20 protein-coding genes are annotated in these 21,519 nt (G+C 51.0%); 9 read left to right on the top strand and 11 right to left on the bottom strand.

The annotated features are described in order from the left end of the window. Positions 1-22: 22 nt before the first annotated feature. The gene (locus tag KO508_RS12775; RefSeq protein ID WP_252738130.1) at positions 23-1,318 is read right to left on the bottom strand and encodes an aspartate aminotransferase family protein; all 1,296 of its coding nucleotides are present in this window, start codon (positions 1,316-1,318) and stop codon (positions 23-25) included. A gap of 237 nt (positions 1,319-1,555) precedes the next feature. Here KO508_RS12775 and KO508_RS12770 point away from each other — a divergent pair, with 237 nt between their 5' ends. The 9 genes from KO508_RS12770 to codB all read left to right on the top strand — a co-directional run bounded on the left by KO508_RS12770 (position 1,556) and on the right by codB (position 11,769). Next, the gene (locus KO508_RS12770) at positions 1,556-2,476 is read left to right on the top strand and encodes a LysR family transcriptional regulator (protein WP_216008684.1); all 921 of its coding nucleotides are present in this window, start codon (positions 1,556-1,558) and stop codon (positions 2,474-2,476) included. 342 nt (positions 2,477-2,818) lie between these two features. Further along, complete coding sequence (locus KO508_RS12765; protein ID WP_216008683.1) at positions 2,819-2,959, top strand: hypothetical protein; 141 nt, start codon at positions 2,819-2,821, stop codon at positions 2,957-2,959. Between the two features lie 31 nt (positions 2,960-2,990). After that, positions 2,991-3,863: a nitrilase-related carbon-nitrogen hydrolase gene (locus KO508_RS12760; protein WP_216008682.1), complete on the top strand. Its 873-nt coding sequence runs from the start codon at positions 2,991-2,993 to the stop codon at positions 3,861-3,863. A gap of 75 nt (positions 3,864-3,938) precedes the next feature. Further along, complete coding sequence (locus KO508_RS12755) at positions 3,939-5,459, top strand: NCS1 family nucleobase:cation symporter-1 (RefSeq protein ID WP_252738093.1); 1,521 nt, start codon at positions 3,939-3,941, stop codon at positions 5,457-5,459. A gap of 38 nt (positions 5,460-5,497) precedes the next feature. Continuing rightward, positions 5,498-6,937 (top strand): dihydropyrimidinase, encoded by a 1,440-nt coding sequence (gene hydA / locus KO508_RS12750; RefSeq protein WP_216008681.1) that lies wholly within the window; start codon positions 5,498-5,500, stop codon positions 6,935-6,937. Between the two features lie 52 nt (positions 6,938-6,989). Beyond that, on the top strand, positions 6,990-7,427 hold the full coding sequence (locus KO508_RS12745; RefSeq protein WP_216008680.1) for a DMT family transporter: 438 nt from the start codon (positions 6,990-6,992) through the stop codon (positions 7,425-7,427). Between the two features lie 346 nt (positions 7,428-7,773). After that, entirely contained in the window at positions 7,774-8,421 is a 648-nt protein-coding gene (locus KO508_RS12740; protein WP_216008679.1) for a TetR/AcrR family transcriptional regulator, read from the top strand. 613 nt (positions 8,422-9,034) lie between these two features. Then, positions 9,035-10,315, top strand: a complete 1,281-nt coding sequence (locus KO508_RS12735; RefSeq protein ID WP_216008678.1) for an amidohydrolase family protein — start codon at positions 9,035-9,037, stop codon at positions 10,313-10,315. Positions 10,316-10,467: 152 nt separating this feature from the next. Next, positions 10,468-11,769 carry a cytosine permease gene (gene codB / locus KO508_RS12730; RefSeq protein ID WP_216008677.1) on the top strand — a complete coding sequence of 434 codons (1,302 nt, stop codon included), beginning with the start codon at positions 10,468-10,470 and terminating at the stop codon, positions 11,767-11,769. A gap of 101 nt (positions 11,770-11,870) precedes the next feature. On the opposite strand, the gene KO508_RS12725 is transcribed toward codB, so the two are convergent. From KO508_RS12725 to cofH, 10 genes are all read right to left on the bottom strand, one after another. Next, positions 11,871-13,280, bottom strand: coding sequence for an NAD(P)(+) transhydrogenase (Re/Si-specific) subunit beta (locus tag KO508_RS12725; protein WP_216008676.1), 1,410 nt, complete (start codon positions 13,278-13,280; stop codon positions 11,871-11,873). Positions 13,281-13,283: 3 nt separating this feature from the next. Continuing rightward, complete coding sequence (locus KO508_RS12720) at positions 13,284-13,571, bottom strand: NAD(P) transhydrogenase subunit alpha (RefSeq protein WP_216008675.1); 288 nt, start codon at positions 13,569-13,571, stop codon at positions 13,284-13,286. Next, complete coding sequence (locus KO508_RS12715; RefSeq protein ID WP_216008674.1) at positions 13,571-14,734, bottom strand: Re/Si-specific NAD(P)(+) transhydrogenase subunit alpha; 1,164 nt, start codon at positions 14,732-14,734, stop codon at positions 13,571-13,573. Before KO508_RS12715 ends, KO508_RS12720 begins: the two co-directional genes overlap by 1 nt. A 32-nt stretch (positions 14,735-14,766) precedes the next feature. Then, positions 14,767-15,999, bottom strand: a complete 1,233-nt coding sequence (locus tag KO508_RS12710) for a Zn-dependent hydrolase (RefSeq protein WP_216008673.1) — start codon at positions 15,997-15,999, stop codon at positions 14,767-14,769. 140 nt (positions 16,000-16,139) lie between these two features. After that, complete coding sequence (locus KO508_RS12705; RefSeq protein WP_216008672.1) at positions 16,140-17,144, bottom strand: TIGR03842 family LLM class F420-dependent oxidoreductase; 1,005 nt, start codon at positions 17,142-17,144, stop codon at positions 16,140-16,142. A 57-nt stretch (positions 17,145-17,201) separates the two neighbouring features. Beyond that, complete coding sequence (gene npdG, locus KO508_RS12700) at positions 17,202-17,867, bottom strand: NADPH-dependent F420 reductase (protein ID WP_216008671.1); 666 nt, start codon at positions 17,865-17,867, stop codon at positions 17,202-17,204. Continuing rightward, a complete protein-coding gene (gene cofE, locus KO508_RS12695; RefSeq protein WP_252738092.1) occupies positions 17,864-18,703 on the bottom strand; it encodes a coenzyme F420-0:L-glutamate ligase in 840 nt (279 codons plus the stop codon). Before cofE ends, npdG begins: the two co-directional genes overlap by 4 nt. Then, positions 18,640-19,341, bottom strand: a complete 702-nt coding sequence (gene cofC, locus KO508_RS12690; RefSeq protein WP_216008670.1) for a 2-phospho-L-lactate guanylyltransferase — start codon at positions 19,339-19,341, stop codon at positions 18,640-18,642. The genes cofE and cofC overlap by 64 nt, the downstream gene beginning before the upstream one ends. Continuing rightward, positions 19,335-20,297 carry a 2-phospho-L-lactate transferase gene (cofD, locus tag KO508_RS12685; protein WP_252738091.1) on the bottom strand — a complete coding sequence of 321 codons (963 nt, stop codon included), beginning with the start codon at positions 20,295-20,297 and terminating at the stop codon, positions 19,335-19,337. Before cofD ends, cofC begins: the two co-directional genes overlap by 7 nt. Continuing rightward, positions 20,294-21,505 (bottom strand): 5-amino-6-(D-ribitylamino)uracil--L-tyrosine 4-hydroxyphenyl transferase CofH, encoded by a 1,212-nt coding sequence (gene cofH / locus KO508_RS12680; RefSeq protein ID WP_216008669.1) that lies wholly within the window; start codon positions 21,503-21,505, stop codon positions 20,294-20,296. Before cofH ends, cofD begins: the two co-directional genes overlap by 4 nt. Between the last annotated feature and the right edge of the window lie 14 nt (positions 21,506-21,519).

Genomic DNA, 21,519 nt, shown 5'->3' with positions numbered 1-21,519 from the left:
CCTGTTAAGAGTGTGTATAACGTCATTCGATTTCGTTTATGGCATCGCCGATGGTGTTGATGATTCGATCAAGCTCGGGCTCAGTGATGGTGAAGGGCAGGCCAAGCTGGATGGTGTCGCCGCCGTAGCGCACATAGAATCCTTTCTGCCAACACTTCATAGCAATCTCGAATGGGCGACGCGCCGGTTCACCAGGGTAGCTTTCTATCTGGAGAGCACCTGCCAATCCATAGTTGCGAATGTCACTGATGTAACGAGTACCTTTGAGCTCATGCAAAGCATTTTCAAACTTCGGGCTGATTGCGCGTACCTGATCTATCAGCTTGTCCTTCTCCAGAATATCCAGGGCAGCCATCGCCGCCGCGCAAGCTACTGGGTGACCTGAATATGTATAACCATGGGGTAGCTCCATCATGTAGTCATGTCCGCCATGCTCCATGAACGTTTGGTAGATTTCTTTCTGCACTATCACAGCCCCCATAGGCACAGTGCCGTTGGTCAGCTGCTTTGCGATATTCATCATGTCGGGTATTACGCCGAACTCTTCAGCGCCAGTCATGGAGCCCATACGTCCGAAACCAGTGATGACTTCGTCAAAAATGAGCAAGATGTCATGCTGGTCGCAGATTTCCCGCAATCGCTTCAGGTAACCTTTGGGAGGTGGAAGCACACCGGCAGAACCCGCCAATGGTTCCACAATGACAGCAGCAATGTTTGATGCATCGTGCAAGGCAATAAGTTCTAGCAGATCTTCAGCGCGCTCAGCACCTTGCTCCGGCATGCCTCGGGTGAAGGCGTTCTCTTTCAAAAGAGTATGAGGTAGGTGGTCTGCATCTAAGCCCTGGCCAAACAAGACACGGTTTGCGCCAATGCCGCCCACACTGACGCCGCCGTAGTTGACGCCGTGGTAGCCTTTGGCGCGGCCTATAAGTTTGGTCTTGGTTGGTTTGCCTTTTTTCCGCCAATAGGCACGGGCAATTTTCAGTGACGTATCTGCGCTTTCTGATCCTGACCCGGTGAAAAATACATTATCTAGACCCTCGGGCATGAGCTCGCGCAGGCGGTGTGCCAGTTCGAATGCCTTGGGGTGACCCAGCTGGAAAGAAGGGGCGTAGTCCAGTTCCCGCAGTTGCCGACTTACCGCTTCTGCGATTTCTGGCCTGCCGTGGCCTGCGCCACAAGTCCACAGGCCTGAAAGGCCATCTAGGATCTGACGTCCGCTGGCGTCAGTGAAATAGTGTCCCTTCGCGCTAGTGATTAAACGCGGATCACGTTTGAATTGCCGGTTGCCTGAGTACGGCATCCAGAATGCATCCATTTGCTCACGGCTTAGCCCGGAAAATTGATCCTTGGCCAATTCGTTCTCGCCGTCAGCTCCAGATTGAATCGCGAAATTATTCATGCAGCCCCCTACCTTTGGGTTGTTGTTTAGTTTTTTTCTTACTCACACCATGGGACAGCTTGTTGGTAAGTTAAATATCGATGTATTTATTTTTGTGTAAGCATTTGGTTAACTATAGGCCGCATTCTTCAGAAGACACCAAGGGGAAGTGGTATGAAGCGTCGCAATAAGGCGATATCCGGACAGGTAAGTGATACCGATCTGAGGTTGCTCAGGATCTATCGAATGGTAGTTGAGTGCGGCGGCTTCTCAGCAGCAGAAGTTGAGGCGAACATCAGCCGCGCAGCTATTAGCATGGCGATGAGCGACTTGGAAACACGGCTCTCACTCCGGCTTTGCCATCGGGGGCGCAGCGGCTTTTCGCTGACCGACGAAGGTGCCGAAGTGTATCAGGCAACTCTTCAGCTATTGGCGTCAGTTGAGGGGTTTCGCACTCGGGTGAACAGTTTGCATGCGAGACTGAAAGGCGAGTTGAATATTGGTATTACTGACAACCTTGTAACCATACCCGAAATGCACATAACCAGTGCACTTAGCAGGCTGAAACAGCGTGGCCCGGAAGTAAAGATCAATATCCGTATGATTCCACCCAGCGATATCGAGTTGGGAGTGTTGGATGGGCGCCTGCATACCGGCGTGGTACCAACCCTGAAAACGCTGCCGGGATTGCACTACCGCCCACTTTACGAAGAAGTATCCTATCTGTACTGCGGCATTGCTCATCCGCTGTTTGAGACGGGGCTGACGAGTCTTGAAGAATTAACTAAACACGATGCTGTCATGCCTGCTTATGCTCAGGCACCTGAGATTAAGGCAATTATGGAGCCGCTTAATGGACTGGCTTCTTCAACCGATCGCGAAGGAATAGCCTTTCTGATTTTATCAGGCTCCTACATTGGCTACCTGCCCACCCACTATGCCTACCATTGGGTGCGCGATGGCAACATGCGGGCTTTGATGCCTGATACATGCCAATACATGACTCGTTATAGTGCTATTACTCGGAAAGGTGCGCCGCCCAACCTAGTATTGGAAAGTTATCTTGAAGAGCTGGATCGCGTGAACGGCCAATAGTTTGCCTTACTTAGTAATAACTTTAATTAATCTAAATCAGAAACTTAGTTGGTTCCTTTATGGAAGGCTCACGCAGGAATAGTGAAAATTAAAAGTTTGGCTTTAATGATCTAACGTTATGATTTTAAAGATTTATTTATCCGTCCTCTCTGGGGCGGCACGGTACGTGCTGGCTGCACCTAAATTTTTCCTTTTGTAAAAAATTCCCCTTGACTATCCCTAGAACGGCTCCTACCTTTACCAACAGGTAAAAAAAATAACATTCTATTTTCTTCTGAATTAATAATTTAAATCTAATATTTTCAGAGGGATACGAGAAGGTCGCCTGGCATGGAGAAGGCTATGACGACATATCTAGGCTTTCAAAAACATTCCGGCGTGCGTCGAAAATACTTGATTGAAATTGCGCTTGTAATTTCAGTCCGCGTGGTATGCCTTTGGGGTTTTTATTCAGAAGTGCTGAAGAAAACCGAAGGCTTTTGACACTACCTGACAATAAAAAGAGGTGAAAGCTATGGCGAAAGTTAAGTGCGGCTTGATTCAGATGGGACTGAAAGGTGATACCTCGATGAGCCCTGACCAGATCCGGGATGAGATGATATCTGCTCATCTACCATTGATCGACGAAGCTGGTAAGCAAGGCGTTCAAGTGCTCTGTTTTCAAGAAGTGTTTACCCAGCCCTACTTCTGTGCGAGTCAGGACACCAGATGGTACGACGCCGCTGAGCGTATTCCGGATGGGTATACCACTCGATTGATGCAAGAGTATGCAAAAAAACATCAAATGGTTATCGTTGTTCCGATATTTGAAGAGGATATTACGGGCGTTTTTTACAACACAGCAGCGGTGATCGATGCAGATGGCAGCTATCTCGGAAAATATCGAAAAAATCACATCCCCGATACGGCGCCCGGATTCTGGGAGAAACTCTACTTCAAACCTGGCAATAGCGGCTATCCCGTGTTTGATACCGCTTATTGCAAGCTCGGTGTATACATTTGCTATGACCGTCATTTTCCCGAAGGTTGGCGCGCTTTGGCGCTGAATGGCGCTGAATACATTGTTAATCCTTCAGCAACCGTCAAGGGGAAAAGTCGCTATCTGTGGGAGCTTGAGCAGCCAGCTTCCGCTGCAGCCAATGGCGTGTTTATCGCCGCGATAAATCGTGTCGGAAAAGAAGCCCCTTGGGACGATCGAATGGGGGAGTTCTACGGCGCTAGTTACATCGTCAACCCACTTGGTCAAATTGAAGCTCAAGCGAGCGAAGATCAGGATGAACTATTGGTTCATGAGATTGATCTGGACATGATTCGTGAGGTACGCAAAGGGTGGCAGTTTTTCCGTGACCGTCGCCCCGATTCATACGAGAAACTAACTACACAATAAGGCTTTATAAAAAAGAGAAGCTCCCTGAGATGTTCTGAGTCTCAGGTATCACAATTACAATAGATGAGTTGAATCATGAGCCATACAACAAATAATTTGTCAGAAAAAAAACAGGCGGGCATGCCGACCGGATATTGCCCCAATCTCTGGAATGATGACCTCGCCCCCGTAGAGCCCCAAGAGCGAACCTGGGGTTGGCAGAATATCGCCGCGCTATGGGTTGCCATGGTGGTTTGCGTTCCTGCTTACATGCTGGCAGCCAGTCTGGTTCCGGAGGGAATGTCCTGGTGGCAGGCTGTGATGACAGTATTTATTGGCAACCTTATTGTGTTGATTCCCATGCTGTTATTGGGGCATGCGGGCGCCAAGCATGGTATCCCTTTTCCTGTACTGCTTCGATCATCGTTTGGCACATCAGGGGCCAAATTGGCGTCTATGTTGCGGGGTGTTGTCGGCTGCGGGTGGTTCGGCATACAAACGTGGGTGGGTGGCTCCGCTATCTACGTGATTCTGAATATTGTGACGGATCAGGCCTTAGTGGGAGAACCCATCCCGGGGCTGGGTATCGACCTCGCACAGTTTCTATCGTTTCTGGTTTGCTGGGGGATGCATATCTATTTCATTGCTCGTGGAACCGAGTCTATCCGAGTACTGGAAACCTATGCCGCTCCTTTCCTGATTGCTATGTCCGTTGGTCTGCTGGCATGGGCGGTTGTTAAGGCAGGCGGTTTTGGCTCAATGCTGTCAACCCCGTCAGAGTTCGTGAAGGGCGGCGCTCGTGAGGGCGAATTCTGGCAGGCATTTTGGCCTGGTTTAACAGCCATGGTTGGCTTTTGGGCCACTCTGGCCCTGAATATTCCTGACTTCACCCGATTCGCAAAAAATCAGCGCCACCAGTTTATTGGTCAGGCAGTTGGGTTGCCTATTCCCATGGCGCTACTTGCCTTCATCGCTGTAGGAGTAGCTTCTGCAACGGTGGTTATTTATGGCGAGGCGCTGTGGGATCCCATTGCTATTACTGAGCGCATGGGTGGTTTCGCGGTGATTATAGCATTGCTGGCGCTGCTGGTTGCCACGGTTACAACGAATATAGCGGCTAACGTGGTTGCCCCGGCGAATGGCTTTGCAAACCTTAGTCCACGCTTAATCTCATTCCGGATGGGTGGCTTCATCACCGCAGGGTTGGGCATCGCTATCATGCCTTGGAAACTTCTGGAATCCACGGGTGCATATATTTTCATCTGGTTGATAGGCTACTCCGCTCTATTGGGCCCGCTGGCTGGCATTATGCTCGCTGATTACCTGTTGCTTCGAAAAACAGAACTTTCCCACGCAGATCTATTCAAAAATAACGGGGTTTACAGCTACGGCAACGGCTGGAATACGAATGCCTTTATCGCGCTTGTCGTAGCGATTCTTCCTAACCTGCCCGGATTTCTGGCGGCCGCAGGAGCCATTGAGAGTGTTCCTGATTTTTTCACCACCATCTACAACTATGCCTGGTTTGTAGGCGTCGCCTTGGGCGCTGGCATTTATTTTGTGCTCATGCGCATCAGCCATCCGGTAGCAGCAATGGCACAACCCGAAGCTGGTTAGAACCGAACAACAACGCTAAGTCATGAAAGGAGAGTTTTATGTCCATCTTGATTAAAAATGGCACGGTCGTTACGGCTGACCATACATTCCGCGCAGATGTTTACTGTGAGGGTGGAAAAATTGCTGCTATAGGTGAGAATCTGAATATCCCGGCCTCAACTGAGGTGGTCGACGCCAGTGGACAGTACATAATGCCTGGTGGAATCGACCCACATACCCACATGCAGTTCCCTTTTATGGGTACAGTTGCAAGTGATGATTTTTATACGGGTACCGCCGCAGGGCTCGCAGGTGGCACAACCACTATTATCGACTTTGTGATTCCGAAACCGGGGCAAAGGCTTATGGAGGCCTATGAGCAGTGGCGGGACTGGGCAGAAAAATCTGCCGCAGACTACACCTTCCATGTTGCGATTACCTGGTGGGACGATTCAGTTCGTGAAGATATGGGAACTCTTGCCCGTGAGCACGGTGTTAACAGCTTCAAGCACTTCATGGCATATAAAAATGCCATCATGGCGGATGATGAAACTCTGGTTAAGAGCTTCCGCCGTTGCGTAGAGCTGGGGGCAATGCCCACTGTGCACGCTGAGAACGGCGAACTGGTCTATCAGCTCCAACAAGAAATGCTGGAAAAGGGAATAACCGGTCCAGAGGCTCACCCATTGTCTCGTCCTCCCCTGGTAGAAGGAGAGGCTGCTAACCGAGTGGTTCAGGTGGCCAAGGCAATGAATACGCCCGTCTATATAGTGCATGTTTCTTGTAAGGATTCGCTGGAGGCAATTACCCGTGCCAGAGCATCAGGTCAGCGAGTTTATGGTGAAGTTTTGGCGGGTCATCTTACTATTGATGAAAGTGTATACCGCAGCAAGGATTTTGATTTCGCCGCAGGCCACGTTATGAGCCCGCCGTTCCGTTCCAAGGAGCACCAAGAGGCCCTATGGCAAGGGTTGCAGGGTGGAAATCTACACACTACTGCTACCGACCACTGTTGCTTCTGTAAGGAACAAAAAGCGGCGGGCCGTGATGATTTCACTCAAATACCTAATGGCACGGCGGGGATCGAGGACCGTTTGGCGATTCTTTGGGATGACGGCGTGAATAAAGGCCGTCTGACCATGAATGAGTTTGTCGCGGTAACCTCAACTAATACAGCAAAGCTGTTCAATATGTACCCTCAGAAGGGCAGTATATCGGTAGGTGCTGATGCCGATATTGTTGTTTGGGATCCCGAAGCGACCCGCACGATTTCGGCTGAGACGCATCATATGAACGTCGACTTCAATATATTTGAAGGGCGGACAGTGAAGGGCGTCCCGTCACATACTGTGAGCCGCGGAAAAATTGTGTGGTGCAACGGTGAATTGCGCGCGGAACGAGGTGCGGGACGTTATGTGCACCGGGAGACTTTTGCGCCTTTCTTGGAAGCAGCAGCCCGCCAGTCTGAAGTTAATAAACCTGAAGCAGTGGAGCGCTAACTGGCATGCCGGCGGTATACTAAAGTCGCCGGCGATTTGAGGGCAGTCGTATATGTGGTTCTATTTTTTTACAGTTATGGCAGCGGGAGCGATGCTGCCTATCCAAGCCGGCATAAATGCCGGCTTGGCTCGACCTTCGCACCCTTTGTGGGCAGCTGCCGCCTCCTTCGGAATTGGTACTCTGGTGCTATTAGTGACAGCATTTTTTATGAGAATTACAGTGCCCAATTGGCAGCAGCTTGCTTCGCTACCCATCTGGACCTGGTCGGGCGGTTTTCTGGGTGCCTTTTACGTTACTGTAATGGTGGTTTTCGCACCAAAATTGGGTGCAGCTACGCTATTGGCACTGGTGGTAACCGGACAAATGCTGGGGTCGACGCTACTTGACCATTATGGCTTTCTTGGTTTTAACCAGCAGTCAATCACTCCATTGCGAGCATTAGGTGTGGCTCTTCTTTTTATTGGGGTCCTACTCATCAAAAAGTTCTAATTTCCATGAGATCTTGCCTACGCACTTCTTTCGCTGGCTCAATTCTTCTGTTTCTCCTTCACTCTTTCGTTATAATGGCCCGCCTGTAGAAGGCAGTGGTCTGTACTGACGATCCATCCGTAATAGTGTTCAGAAAATTCACGTTCTCGTGGCAATTTTGAAATGCGTCTTCCGTAGCGATACTTGCCGAAGCCAATTGTTGATAATACGCTTGCCCGCTTTGATGTTTTTCGAAGATTGCTTTCTGATAGCGATGGGCATCACGAGCAGGTACGTTGATCCGGGGCTATAAAGATGGCCGTGTACAACGAAAGATTAAAATCTTATATGGTCATAGGAATACTGAATGAATAATTCTGATGTTGCTCGAAAGCCACGCCGGCGCTCAGTAAACCGTGAAGCAATAGAGCAGAGGATTTTGGCATCGGCCGAAGAGGTTTTTGCTGAACAGGGGTTCAGTGGTGGGTCTATCGAAGCCATCGCCGACCGTGCCGGGCTTTCGAAGCAGAATATGCTTTACTACTTTCCCTCCAAAGAAAGTCTTTATCAGCGCGTACTCAAAGATATTCTCGGCATTTGGATTGAGAAAATGGCCCTGATTGAGCAGGCAGGGGATACGCCGGCGGTGATGATTGAGAACTATATACGCGGAAAACTGGCACTATCCTACACCCGCCCCCACGGCTCTAAGGTTTTTGCTAGTGAAGTTATCAGTGGTGCGGGACACCTTCAGGGCTACATAGAGAATGATTTGCTTCCACAGTTGGAAGCGGACGTAGCTCTTGTCAACAGCTGGATCGATCAGGGCCTCATGGATCAGGTTGAACCAAAGCATCTTTTTTTTACCATATGGGCAACGACCCAGACCTATGCGGACTTTTCAGCGCAGATCAGCTTAGCTCTTGGCAAGGATCAGCTTGATGAAGACGATTTTGTTCAAGCTGGTGATTTCCTAATTCATGTTCTACTCAAGGGCATGGGACTTGTTCCTTAAGAAAAGATGAAATGTGTATTTTAATATAAAGTCAAATTGACTGGAAAATAGTGTTGACCATTGGTTGGAATGGTAGTACTTTTATTGTTGTACTAGCGTTTTATATCTATTAAAAGGATTATAAGCGTCGATTTTTAAGGTTGGTGTCAATAAATAGGTTGTTGAGAGAATGGGTTCAATGAGTAGCCTATCTGCCAATAAAAAACTTCCGCATATTTTTTGCTGCAGTGTTTCACGTCCTGTTTATGCGCGTTATTGCTTATCTGTTATTGTATATTTTATAAAAGTGCATATATCTCCTGCCGAACTTACGGTCCCATTTTCAGACCCCCTTTCTAAAAGCAATTTTTTTATAAAAAAACCACCTTTTTTGCCATCTATTTATCTTTTTAATGCTAAGAAAGTAAAGGTTTCTTACATTATTAATTAGTATCCCCTTCCGATATATCAATTAGTAATATTTCATAAAGCTATTTTCTAGTCTTTGGTGGTTGATGATTTTTCGTCAATTATATTCATGCCTAAGATTATATTATTGCTATGGTTTTTATCCTGCGTTAACGGATTTTATTATCTGACTTTCTTGCTGACTTGATTTCTAAGGAATTAAAAAATGCTAGATATGCTCGTGCGTAATGTGAATTTACCAGATGGCCGTAAGGGCTTTGATATTGCGATTAAAGGAGGAAAAATTGTCGAGGTTTCGACCCAGATCCAAGGGCAGGCTTTAAAGGAAATCGATGGTCGTGGACATCTGGCTTCTCCCCCATTTGTTGATAGCCACTTTCATATGGATAGCGCTCTTAGCCTGGGACAGCCTCGCCTTAACCAGAGCGGCACGCTTCTTGAGGGTATTGAGATCTGGAGTGAGTTGAAGCCTCAGTTAACAGTAGACGCCATCAAACAGCGTGCGTTGGAAATGTGCCGCTGGGCAATCGCTCGCGGAACCTTGGCTATACGTAGTCATGTCGATATTTGTGATGATCGGTTACTAGCGGTAGAGGCGCTGCTGGACGTTCGCCAGCAGATGAAGCCCTACATCGACCTGCAACTTGTCGCATTTCCACAAGATGGTTATCTGCGCTACCGAGGTTCATTGAACAACATGCAGCGCGCGCTCGACAAGGGACTTGATGTAATTGGTGGAATTCCTCATTTCGAGCGCACCAAAAGCGAAGGGTCGAAGTCAATCAAGATGCTTTGTGAACTTGCTGCAAACAGAGGCCTCTTGGTCGACATGCACTGCGATGAAAGTGATGATCCAATGTCGCGCCATGTGGAAACCCTTGCCTTTGAAACTAATCGGTTGGGGTTGCATGGCAGAGTGTGCGGTTCACATCTGACATCTATGCATTCGATGGATAATTATTATGTCAGCAACTTGATTCCATTGATGCGCGAAGCTGACCTAAATGTGGTAGCAAATCCACTTATAAATATCACTCTGCAAGGGCGCCATGATAGCTATCCCATGCGCAGGGGGATGACTCGTGTTAAAGAACTGATGGAAGCTGGAATGAATGTCGCGTTCGGTCACGATTGCGTGATGGATCCTTGGTACAGCCTTGGCTCACACGACATGCTCGATGTGGCTCATATGGGGCTTCATGTCGGGCAGATGACCGGTGTTGAGCAGATGAACCAGTGCTTCCAAGCGATCACTAGCAATGGTGCAAAAACATTGCAGCTGGATGGCTATGGGCTGGAGCCAGGTTGTAATGCGGATATCGTTATTCTCCAAGCATCAAGTGCTGTCGAAGCTATACGGTTGCGGCCTGAACGACTGTTTGTCATCCGTCGTGGCGAAGTGGTTGCCACGACAGAACCTGCGACTACTTCGCTGCTGATTGGAGAGCACAGTGACCCCGTCAATTTCAGCCGCAATTTATTTTAATCACAAGCTTTAACTATAAGACCGAAAAGAGAAAAAGGCTGATACCTGAATGAATCACTGATCTGGGTTGGCAATATTGCTGTAGAGCGCAGCTAGCCCAACTTGATAAACCAAAAGTTATTGCATTGCTTAACAACAATAAGGAACTGAATATGTCCCAACGCAATGATGATGAAAATTATGCCGACGCGCACGATGATTATGCACTTACCCCGGTACCTGAAAACGCAAGGCGTGGCTTGGTTGGTATGTCTGCAGTCATGCTGGGCTTTACCTTCTTTGCCGCCAGTATGTGGACTGGCGGCACGCTGGGTCAGGGTCTCCAACTATGGCCCGACCTGTTTCTTGTAATTCTTGGTGGTAACGTGATTTTGGGAGTCTACGGCTCATTGCTCGGCTATGCAGCTGCAAAAACAAGCCTCTCGACCCATGTTCTGTCACGCTATGCCTTTGGTGTGTTTGGGTCGAAGTTGCCATCGTTCATGCTGGCGCTGACTCAAATCGGCTGGTTTGGTGTTGGCGTTGCCATGTTCGCTTACCCGATCAATAAGTTTTTAGGCATCGATAACCTGCCATTGATAATCGGCGGCGGTATCGTCATGACTTATACCGTGATGGTCGGATTTAAAGCGATTGAATGGTTGAGCATTGTTGCGGTGCCCGCCATCTTGATTCTGGGTGTTACGTCGGTAACCAAGGCGATCACCGATACTGATGGAGGCCTGAGTACGCTGGTGCAAGTGCAGCCAGTAGAAACGATAACCTTTGCTGTAGGTATTTCATTGGCGGTAGGTTCTTTTATCAGTGGTGCCACCTTAACCCCTGATTTTGTCCGTTTTGCCAAAACTAAACGGGTTGGTGTTTGGGCGACTATTATCGGTTTTACCTTTGGAAATAGCCTGATGTTTATCTTCGGAGCGGTTGGCGCTACGGCTACCGGGCTGTCGGACATCTCGGAGGTGTTGGCCGCACAAGGCTTGCTAGGTGCCGGTATTGCATTGTTGGTGCTGAATATCTGGACAACCAACGATAACGCCCTATATGCGTCAAGTCTTGGATTGCGCAATATTACTGGGCTCAAACGAGTTCATTTGGTGTTGGCAGCTGGCGTTGTTGGCACTGTTTTGTCGGAGTTCCTTTACAATAACTTCGTCGGTTGGCTAGTCTTCCTCAGTGTTTCCTTGCCGCCTATTGGAGGCGTCATCATTGGCGACTTTTATCTGCGCTGTAAAACGGAGTACCCGTCACCGAAGACGCATAAATTTAAAGAGATCAACTGGGCAGCGATGCTGGCTTGGGGTTTGGCTATAGGTGTGTCAGTTATGTCACCGAGCGACGGTGTGTTTAGTATTGCACCGCTCAACGCAATTATCACCGCAGTGGTGATTTACGTACCGGCTTATAAGGTAATCTATGCAAAAGATTATGACCAAACTAAACAAACGCTGGCTTAGATAGCGATTGATAGGCTGTGAATGGAAGATACGGGTCAATAATAACTCTTGACCCGTATCTGTTATTAAAAATTACTCTTTGATGATGGCCCCGGTCCTGATCAGGCAGCCTGACGTGGTGTGGCTTCGTTGAGCGCACCCGCTAGCTCCAGGACCATTTGTTTTCCGTCGCCAAACAGCATGAGCGTATTACTGTTTGCAAAGAGTGGATTGGGCAACCCGGCGAAGCCGGGGCTCAGGCTGCGCTTGACCACTACCACGGTGCGTGCCTGATCAACATTCAGAATTGGCATGCCGTAGATCGGGCTTCCTTTGTCTTCACGTGCCATAGGGTTGGTGACATCGTTGGCGCCGATAACAATCACTACATCCGTTTGCGCAAAGTGCGGGTTAACCTGTTCCATTGTCTGCATCTTGTCATAGTCGACTTCCGCTTCAGCAAGCAGCACATTCATATGTCCAGGCATGCGGCCAGCAACGGGGTGCAGTCCGTAAATTACCTCTGTGCCACGGCGTTCAAGGGTGTCAGCCAGATCGCGAACGGCATGTTGCGCCTGCGCCATGGCCAGGCCAAAGCCGGGAACAATCACAACGCGCTGCGCCGTCTCAAGCAACATGCTTATCTCCTCGGGTGAGGACGACTTTACTTTCCCGGCATAGACTTCATCTGCGTCCATTTGCTCGCCGCCTTCCTCAGAGATAGACCCGAATAGAACCCCAGTGAGGGAGCGATTCATGGCCACACACATGATGCGGGTAAGTATGATGCCCGAGGCTCCTACCAGAGCGCCCGACACAATGAGTACCGTATTGCCCATTATGAAACCCGCAGCTGCCGCAGCGATACCTGAGTAGGAGTTGAGCAGCGCAATAACCACGGGCATATCGGCGCCGCCGATGGGAATCACCAGAGTTACACCGAGTACCAAAGCTATGGTTATCAATAGCAGCAGCAAGCCCGTGCCACCTTGGCCCGCGGTCAGGGCAGCGATGATAGACAAGGCTACAACCATCATCACGCCATTGAATAAAGTAATGCCTTTGAATCCGATGGCTCTTCCCGGCAACAACTCCTGGAGCTTGCCGAAAGCCACCGCGCTACCTGTCAAGGTGATAGCGCCGATCAGAACGGTAAGGCCAACCGCAAGCATGCCAATGACACCAGAGGCTGCAACTGGTCCATTGATAGCGAGAAAACTGGCAACCGCAACAGCGAGGGATGCGCCACCACCGAAACCGTTAAGCAGGGCAACCATCTGTGGCATGGCAGTCATCTGGATTCGGGTGGCCATGAGTACGCCAACAACCGACCCGATCAGGGCGCCGGCAAGAATCCATGCATAGGACAGGATGGACTGATCCAACAGTGTGACCACAACGGCCACTAACATCCCTACAGCCGCCATCAAGTTGCCGCGTACGGCGGTTCGTGGATGTGTCAGGCTTTTGATGCCACCGATGAATAACACTGCCGAGAGTAGATAAAACAGATTAACAAATGAAAGGCTCATGGTTTACCTCCTTCTGCTGAACATTTGCAGCATACGGTTGGTGACCAGAAATCCACCCACCACGTTGATGGTAGCCAGTGCTACTGCGACCATGCCGAGAGTCGACACCCATAAACTGTTGGCATCGCCCGAGCCAGCCGCGAGAAGTGCGCCTACCAGAGTGATGCCTGAAATGGCATTACTGCCAGACATCAATGGTGTGTGTAGGGTTGCGGGTACCTTGGTGATCAATTCGATCCCCAGAATGACCGCCAGCACAAAGAGTGATATCTGCATAATTAAGATGTCCATTACGCTATGGCCTCTTGTGGCTGAATTAAGGGAGTCAAGCGTTCACGAATGCGGGTCGCACGAACTTCGCCCTCGTGTGTAATGACGGTCTGATCCAGAATTTCATCTTCGAAATCCAGCGTCAGCCGCCCCTCTTCATCGAGAAGGTGCTCAAGCAAACTCTCAACATTGCGTCCAAACATTTGGCTGGCATGGTTAGGTAGGGACGCTGCAATGTCGATGGGGCCCAGAATAGTAACGCCATAGGCGGTCACGGTTTCGCCAGCCTTGCTTAGTTCGCAGTTGCCGCCCCGTTCGGCAGCCAGATCTACGATCACTGCCCCTGGTTTCATGCCTTTCACCATTTCTTCCGTGATCAGTATCGGGGCTTTCGCGCCAGGTATGGCCGCCGTAGTGATAACAACATCCTGTTGTGCCAGCACCGTACTCATCTGTTCACGTTGGCGCTTGAGGAAATCTTCATCCTGCTTGCTGGCGTAGCCTCCTTGTCCTTCTGCTGACGAGGTGTCCAGATCCAACTCGACAGGCTTTGCACCTACGGAGAGGATCTGCTCTCGTGCAGCTGGTCGGATATCATAGGCTTCCACTACAGCACCCAATCGCTTGGCAGTAGCGGCTGCCTGCAAACCGGCTACTCCGGCACCCATAATGAATACGCGGGAGGGGCTTAGGGTACCGGCGGCTGTCATCATCATTGGAAAGATACGGGGGGCATGAGAGGCGGCCATCAAAACGGCCTTATAGCCAGCCAGAGTCGCAATGGATGAGAGTGCATCCATGCTCTGAGCTCGGCTGATACGTGGCACCAATTCAAGTGAAATTGTTGTGATGCCGCGCTTCGCGAGGTTACTGAAACGATCACAGTTACTAAGGGGATCCATCAAGCCTATACATATGTGGCAAGCCTTTAGGTCGGCCAGCGCCTCCTCACGGGAGGCGTCTACGCATAGAATGATCTCACCCTTTTCCAGAAGTTGTGCGCGGGATTCAAGAATCTCGGCACCCGCTTCCTGATAGTTGTCGTTGCTGAAACTGGCTGCATCACCGGCGCCAGTCTCAACAAAGATCTGGCAACCGAGTTTTTTCAAAGCTGAAACGTTTGCGGGTGTGAGCGCCACCCGACCTCCACTCGGATGGCGCTCTCGCATGACTGATATTTTCATTGTTATTCTCCGGGGTCTGTTCGAACCTGTAATTAATCGTTGGCGTGCTGAACTACAGCTCTGAACAGAACATCGCACCCAGCGGCCAGGTCATCCGGGTCTGCGCGTTCGGCCTCGTTATGGCTGATACCGTCTTCGCAAGGTACGAAGATCATGGATGTAGGGGCAACCCGGGAGATATAGCAGGCATCATGACCTGCACCACTGACCATGTCGCGATGACTGAACCCCAGCTCTTCCGTAGCTCTTCTTACAGAGTCAACACAGTCCTTGTTAAAAGGAACGGGCGGGGAGTGCCAGATCTGCTTGAACTCCATTTCCAGCCGAGCGTCTTCAGCAATGCGCTCAGCACCTTCACGTAGGGCCTGGTCCATCTGTTCCAGAATCTTGTCATTTGGGTGGCGAATATCCACAGTAAAGAACACTTCGCCCGGGATAACGTTGCGCGAGTTTGGGAACACTTGCAGAAGACCTACGGTGGCGCAGGCGTTCGGCTGGTTATCCATTCCAATGCGATTCACCATATCGATGATGCGTGCAGCGCCTACCAATGCATCACGACGAATGGGCATAGGCGTAGGGCCAGCATGGGATTCCTGACCGGTCAGGGTGAGCTCGTACCAGCGCTGCCCTTGGGCATCTGTCACCACGCCGATTTTTTTGTCTTCGTCTTCAAGAATCGGGCCCTGTTCAATATGGGCTTCAAAGAAGGCTTTGAATGACCGCCCGCCAACGTCGGCGTCTCCGGCATAGCCAATGCGTTTTAGTTCTTCACCCATGGTTTTGCCGTCAAGGTCAGCCCGGCTCAGGCCATACTCAAGGTCGAATTCGCCCGCAAACACGCCGGAGGAAACCATTGCCGGTGGGAAGCGCGAACCTTCCTCGTTTGTCCAGACAGAGGCCTCGACTGGCGCGCGAGTTTTGATATCGTTATCGTTGAGGGTGCGAATAACTTCCAAGCCGGCCAGTACGCCGTACACCCCGTCAAATTTGCCACCTGTGGGCTGGGTATCCAGGTGGCTGCCCATTACAACTGGCGGCAAGGAGTTATCTTCGCCTGCTCTGCGAGCAAAAATGTTGCCCATTTTATCGACGGTGATGGTGCAACCTGCTTCTTCGCACCAGCGAACGAAAAGATCACGGCCCTGCTTGTCCAGGTCGGTAAGCGCTAACCGACAGGATCCACCCTTTTCGGTGCCGCCTATCTCGCCCATCTCCATCAAAGTGTCCCATAAGCGCTGCTTGTTGATACGAATGTCTTTCATGCTCTGCCTCGCGATACGTTGTTTGACTTCAGTTTGCTTTAAAAAAGTCGTCAGAATCCCTTGCCAAGCCACAATGTGGCTTAGTCTTGCTATACAACGGGGGGGGGAGGAACCGGTGGCATTGCCACCGGCTACCTGGGTTATTTCTGGAAGCGTGGAATCACATGCTCGCCATACTGCGCGATTATGTTTTCCTCATCTCCGTTATCCAGATAGATGTTGAAATGAGTCATACCAGCCTCCTGAAGATGCTGAAGCTTTTTGATATGGTCTTCAGGCTGACCCAGTACACAAAAGCTATCGACAATCTCTGGTGTTATGAAATCCAGATAAGGGTTGTCGCTTTGGCCATGCTTGGAGTAATCATAGCCTTTACGTTTTTCTATATAGTCTGTAAGGCTTTTGGGTACCATACCGCTGTCTGTACCATATTTTTCAACGATATCTGCCACATGGTTACCAACCATGGCGGGAAACCACTTGGTGGCTTCAATGCAGCTGTCTTTGTCGCCAAAGTACGCAGGAGCGGCAACGATTACCTTGTAATCGTCCATGTTGCGTCCAGTTTCCTCACCAGCAGTGCGAGCCTGGTTGCCAAGCCACTCCACGATGTAAGGGTCGCCGATCTGCAAGATAACGCCATCCCCAACTTCGCCTGCAGTTTTCAGGGCCTTGGGACCATACGCACCGATGTGCACGGGCAGCTCGTAGCCATCAGACCACGGGAATTTCACAGGCTCCGGGCAGTCTCCATACATTACCTCTTCACCGCGTACCATCGCTTTGACCTTCTGAGTGAACTCTGCTACTCGGGCCAGTGATGCCGGCTTTTTACCCATAACCCTTACTGAGCTATCGCCGCGACCAAGCCCTATGTCGAAGCGACCACCACTCTGTTTGGCGAGACTGGCGAAAAGGCTTGCCGCCAACGACCAGTCACGGGCATTGGGGTTAGTTACGCAGGGAGCAAAGCGCATTTTGGTCGTGTGCTCCATACACATAGCAATAGCTGGATAGCACTCGCGCCACAAAATGTGTGAGTCATAAAACCAGCAATAGTCGAAGCCGGCTGCCTCTGCCTGTATGACCAAGCTGCGCGCGCGATCTGGGCTGACGAAACCTTTAAAACAGATACCGAATTCCATAGTTATATTCCTTCTTTTGTATTTATTTGTAGTGGTGCCGGATTGATTTTTCTTGTATCAGGCGCTGGGCGCCCAAATGCGTATACCTGCATGGGTAAACGGAACTTTCTTTGAGATGTTGAGACGAATCAGGATTGGCGTGATGGCTTCGATACAGCGCGCGTTGACAGCGGGGCCAGCGTTGTATGCTTCCACTTCCAGTAACCGAATCAACTCTATGACCTTTTCTTTGGCTGCCAAATCATTGCCACACACAAGCACGTCACAGTTAATGCGTTGGTCCAAGTGGTTAAGGGTGGTTGCTGAGACGTTGTGCAGGGCGCCCACTACAGGGATTTCATCCCCAAGCAGTGCTTGGGCCGCTTCTGTAGCAGAACCTGCAGCAGGCATATCCACTTTTTTGGGATCGCCATCGGCTAACGGCACCACAATATCGATCAGAATCTTGCCTTCAAGCAGATCACGGACCGATTCCAGTGTGGCGTTATGGGCCGAATAGGGCACGGCGAGAATCACCATTTCACCGGCCGCTGCAACAGCGCCACGGATATCATCACCACTGATCTGTGCAGCACCAGACAACATGCTGTTGAGTTCGCCGGCCGTTGTTTGAGCACGCTCAGATTCGCGTGAGCCAATTACGACAGGGCGGCCTGCGCGGGCGAACCTTAATGCTAGGCCGCGGCCCTGAGGGCCAGTGCCACCAAGAATAGCAATACTCATCGGAACATATCCTCTTGTTGGGGTCTTATCAGTTGTCCTGCAGAACTGTCGCAGGTTTGCCATTCAACGCCGCTGAATAGTACTGCCGGCGTTTTGTCACTTTTTCCCATCACCAAGCCCGATGCTGCAGCTAATTCGTCAGCCAGAGCGGGCATGGTCACAGACAGCTCACGACCGAAAGCGTCTCGTTCGCCAACCATGTCGATGCGGGCAGGTACTTGCGCTAGTCCTATAGCTACGTTTACAAGCCCAAGCCGCCAAGGCCGGCCAAAGGTGTCGGTAATCACGACACCTACCCGCACACCGAATGCGTCCTGCAGCCGGGCACAAAGCCGGTGGGCACTTGCGTCTGGGTCTTTTGGTAGAAGGATCACGGTGTCCTCGCGACCAACGTTGGATTCGTCTACCGCGGCGTTTGCGCAAATGAAGCCCAAGCGGTGTTCGGCAATCAAGGTTCCCTCTTGTTGATCGGGTCGTTTCATTGCCCGCACAACACGGGTGGATTCCCGCAGAATGACTTCTACCTTGCGGGGGTCTTTGTGTATTTTCTCGGCGAGCTCCAGAGCTTCAGCCTCAGGGGTAATATTCGCCAATTCAACAATCTGGCCCTCGGCTTTAGAAACCACTTTGTGAGCAATTACCAAAATGTCGCCGTCTTTCAAAGGGCGGTTTTGGCGCTTCAGGTTTTCGATCAATATGCCTGCCAGATCGTCGCCAGGGTGAATATCTGGAATGCCTTCCAGTGCACGAAGACTCACTTTGCCCTGTGCTGTCATTGTGTTGTCATCCATGCTGAACGAGGTGTTGTCACGTGTAGGGCTGAGCACAGTTTCCATAACCTCTTTAGCTCCCGAGGCGTGTCACCGCCGTGTTGTTGAACAATAGAATCGAGCGTATCCAGATCTTCAGGGGTGTCGAGATCAAAGCGTAAGTGAGTTAGTTCAATCGTCTGGCACGGTATGCCCTGTTGCGATGCGGCCTCTTTGTGGGCGGAGGCGGAACGCTTGCCGAACCGAAAAGGAATAGCGTCAGGAGGTGAGGTCAGCAGGGCATTGGTACCGCCATCGTCAGCCGGGCAAAGCACTACCCCGGGCGAGCCGCTATAGATTGCCAGTAAGCTGCGAACTTCGGTTTCATCAAGGTGGGCAATATCTGCCGGAATTAACAGCTGGGCCTCATAGCCATGCATCTGACTCCATTTAGCGGCGCGTTCCGCGGCAGCGCTCAAGCCTTCTGCTACGGCTTCCTGCAAAACCTGAGCGCCATGGCGTTTGGCCAGATCGGCAATAACCGAAGATGAGGTAACAACCAGCAGATCGTATTCCGGTAGGTATCGATGGAAAAACCGCAGGGTACGCTCACAAAGACGTCTGGCCAAAGTCGCGCGGCGAAGGGGAGGAAACCTGCCGCCGAGGCGGGTTTTTGCCTTATTAAAGCCCTTAACCGGGATTACAATCAGAGGTTTCTTTAACACGTTGCAGCCTCCTCCACCCCGACGGTGCTGGCAAAGGCCAACACGTCTTTTGCCAAACGGTTTTTGTCTTCGGCACAGGTCATCAATGTAGAGGTGGTTAATACCTGAAAACCTCGCGCTTCCAGCTCTTCGCGTTCGGCTTGGTCTTCATCGTCAATAACCAGCCCGTCGATCAGGCCGGCATAGCTATCCGCCACACCAAGGCTGTTGCAGGCAAACCCTGAGGCGACCAGCATCCGGTCAGCAGGCCCTTTGATGGTGCGCCCACCAATAAGCGGTGAAACAGCCACTCTGGCGGCACGGGTCTCGGCCACTGCCTGGCGGATACCCGGTATTGCCAAAATAGGCGCGATACTGACAATTGGGTTGCTTGGTGCAATCAGTAGCAGGTCGGCGTTTTTAATAGCCTGTACCGCTTCCGGAGTTGGCCAGGATTCCTCTGCGCCCTTGAAGCGGATGTCGAGCACGTCTGGCTGGCAGCGTTCGCGTACAAAGTATTCCTGAAAGCTCAACCAGCCTTGTTCCGTTTTGATGCGCGTTTGCAACGGATCATCCGTGGGCAGAAGTATGTGGGCCTTCACGCCTAATGACTCCGCAATAGTTTGAGCAATGGCGCTGGGACGGACCCCCTGATTGCGCAATTGGGTGCGAAATATATGGGTGGCCATGTCTTGGTCGCCCAATGACATCCAGGTGTCGCAGCCAAGTCGCTCCAACCCAGCCAGTACACGATGCCGCTCATCCGCCAGACCCCAGCCCTGCTTTCGGTCAATCATGTCTGCCAGGCTGTAGGTGAGAGTGTCGATATCCGGTGAGACCCAAAGGCCATGAAACTCCTCGTCATCGGCGATGTTGCCAATGATTGAGAGGTTTTCCGGTGGACAGATCGCGGCCAATCCTTCAGCCAGCTTCGCGCCGCCCACACCTCCAGCCAACAAAGTGATACGCATAGTCATACCTGAATCCCTGCAATACGTTGGAAGTAATGCATGTCATCGTAGTTTTCGACGTGCTCATAAAGAGTGTTGCGACGAACAGGGCGTCGGCCCATGTCGCGAATGATTCGTGCCATATCTTCAGGCAACATTTCCTGACCATGCATGGCGCCGGCTGCCCGGGAGATACTTTCATTCATCAGAGTGCCGCCCATATCGTTGACACCCGCAGCGAGTAATTCCCCGGCCAGTTCAGGGCCCATCTTCACCCAAGATGCCTGGATATTATCGATCCAGCCATTGAGCATCAGCCTCGCCACGGCGTGCATGCGAATGTTCTCAAGCCGAGTTGGGCCAGGACGAACGCCCTTGTCCTCAAGAAATAGGGGGGTTTTGTAATGGATAAAGCCCAGGGGGACGAACTCTGTAAAACCACCGGTTTGCTTCTGGATCTTGCGTAGCAAGCCCAAATGAGCAGCCCAGTGCTCGGGGCCGTCAATATGGCCGTACATGATGGTAGACGTAGTGGGCAAGCCTTCTTCGTGAGCCGTTGTAATTATTTCTACCCACTGCTCGGTGGTGAGTTTGTCTCGGGTCAATTGCTTGCGAACTTCCGTGTCCAGAATCTCTGCGGCCGTGCCCGGCATGGAGCCCAAGCCGTGATCTACCAAATCACGAATGTAGTCGCGGTAAGACATGCGACTCTTTTGGGCGCCGTACCAGATCTCGAAAGGCGAGAACGCGTGTATGTGCATGTCTGGGAGCACGCGTTTGATGGACTTGACAATGTCCCGGTAGAAATGACCGGAAATGTTCGGGTGTAGTCCACCTTGAATGCATACTTCTGTGGCACCTCGATCCCAGGCTTCTTGGGCGCGGCGGGTGATTTCGTCCAGGTCAAAAAACTCGGCGTCGGGATCACTCTTGCGCTTGGCAAAATTGCAGAACCTGCAACCCATGTAGCACACATTGGTGTAGTTGATGTTTCTGGTAATCACAAAGGTTGCGTCGTCGCCCACGCTGCGGCGGCGAAGCACATCAGCAGTCGCTGTCAGGGCGTCGAGTTCAGCGCCCTCAACCTGGAACAAATCAATAGCATCAGGCTCGCTCAGTTCCTGGCCGTTCAGAACATCTCTTAGCACTTGTCTTATGGTGTTGCTCACCTCAGGGTGCGAAAGCTCCTCGGGGATGCCGAAGCCGGAATAATAGACTTTATTAGTGTTGTTCATGTGACGTCTCCTTT

Origin of the sequence: Marinobacter salexigens (assembly GCF_018860765.1) — a bacterium.
Lineage (GTDB): Bacteria > Pseudomonadota > Gammaproteobacteria > Pseudomonadales > Oleiphilaceae > Marinobacter > Marinobacter salexigens_A.
Note: the sequence above shows the minus strand (reverse complement) of the source record. Positions and strands in the feature narration are given on the sequence as shown.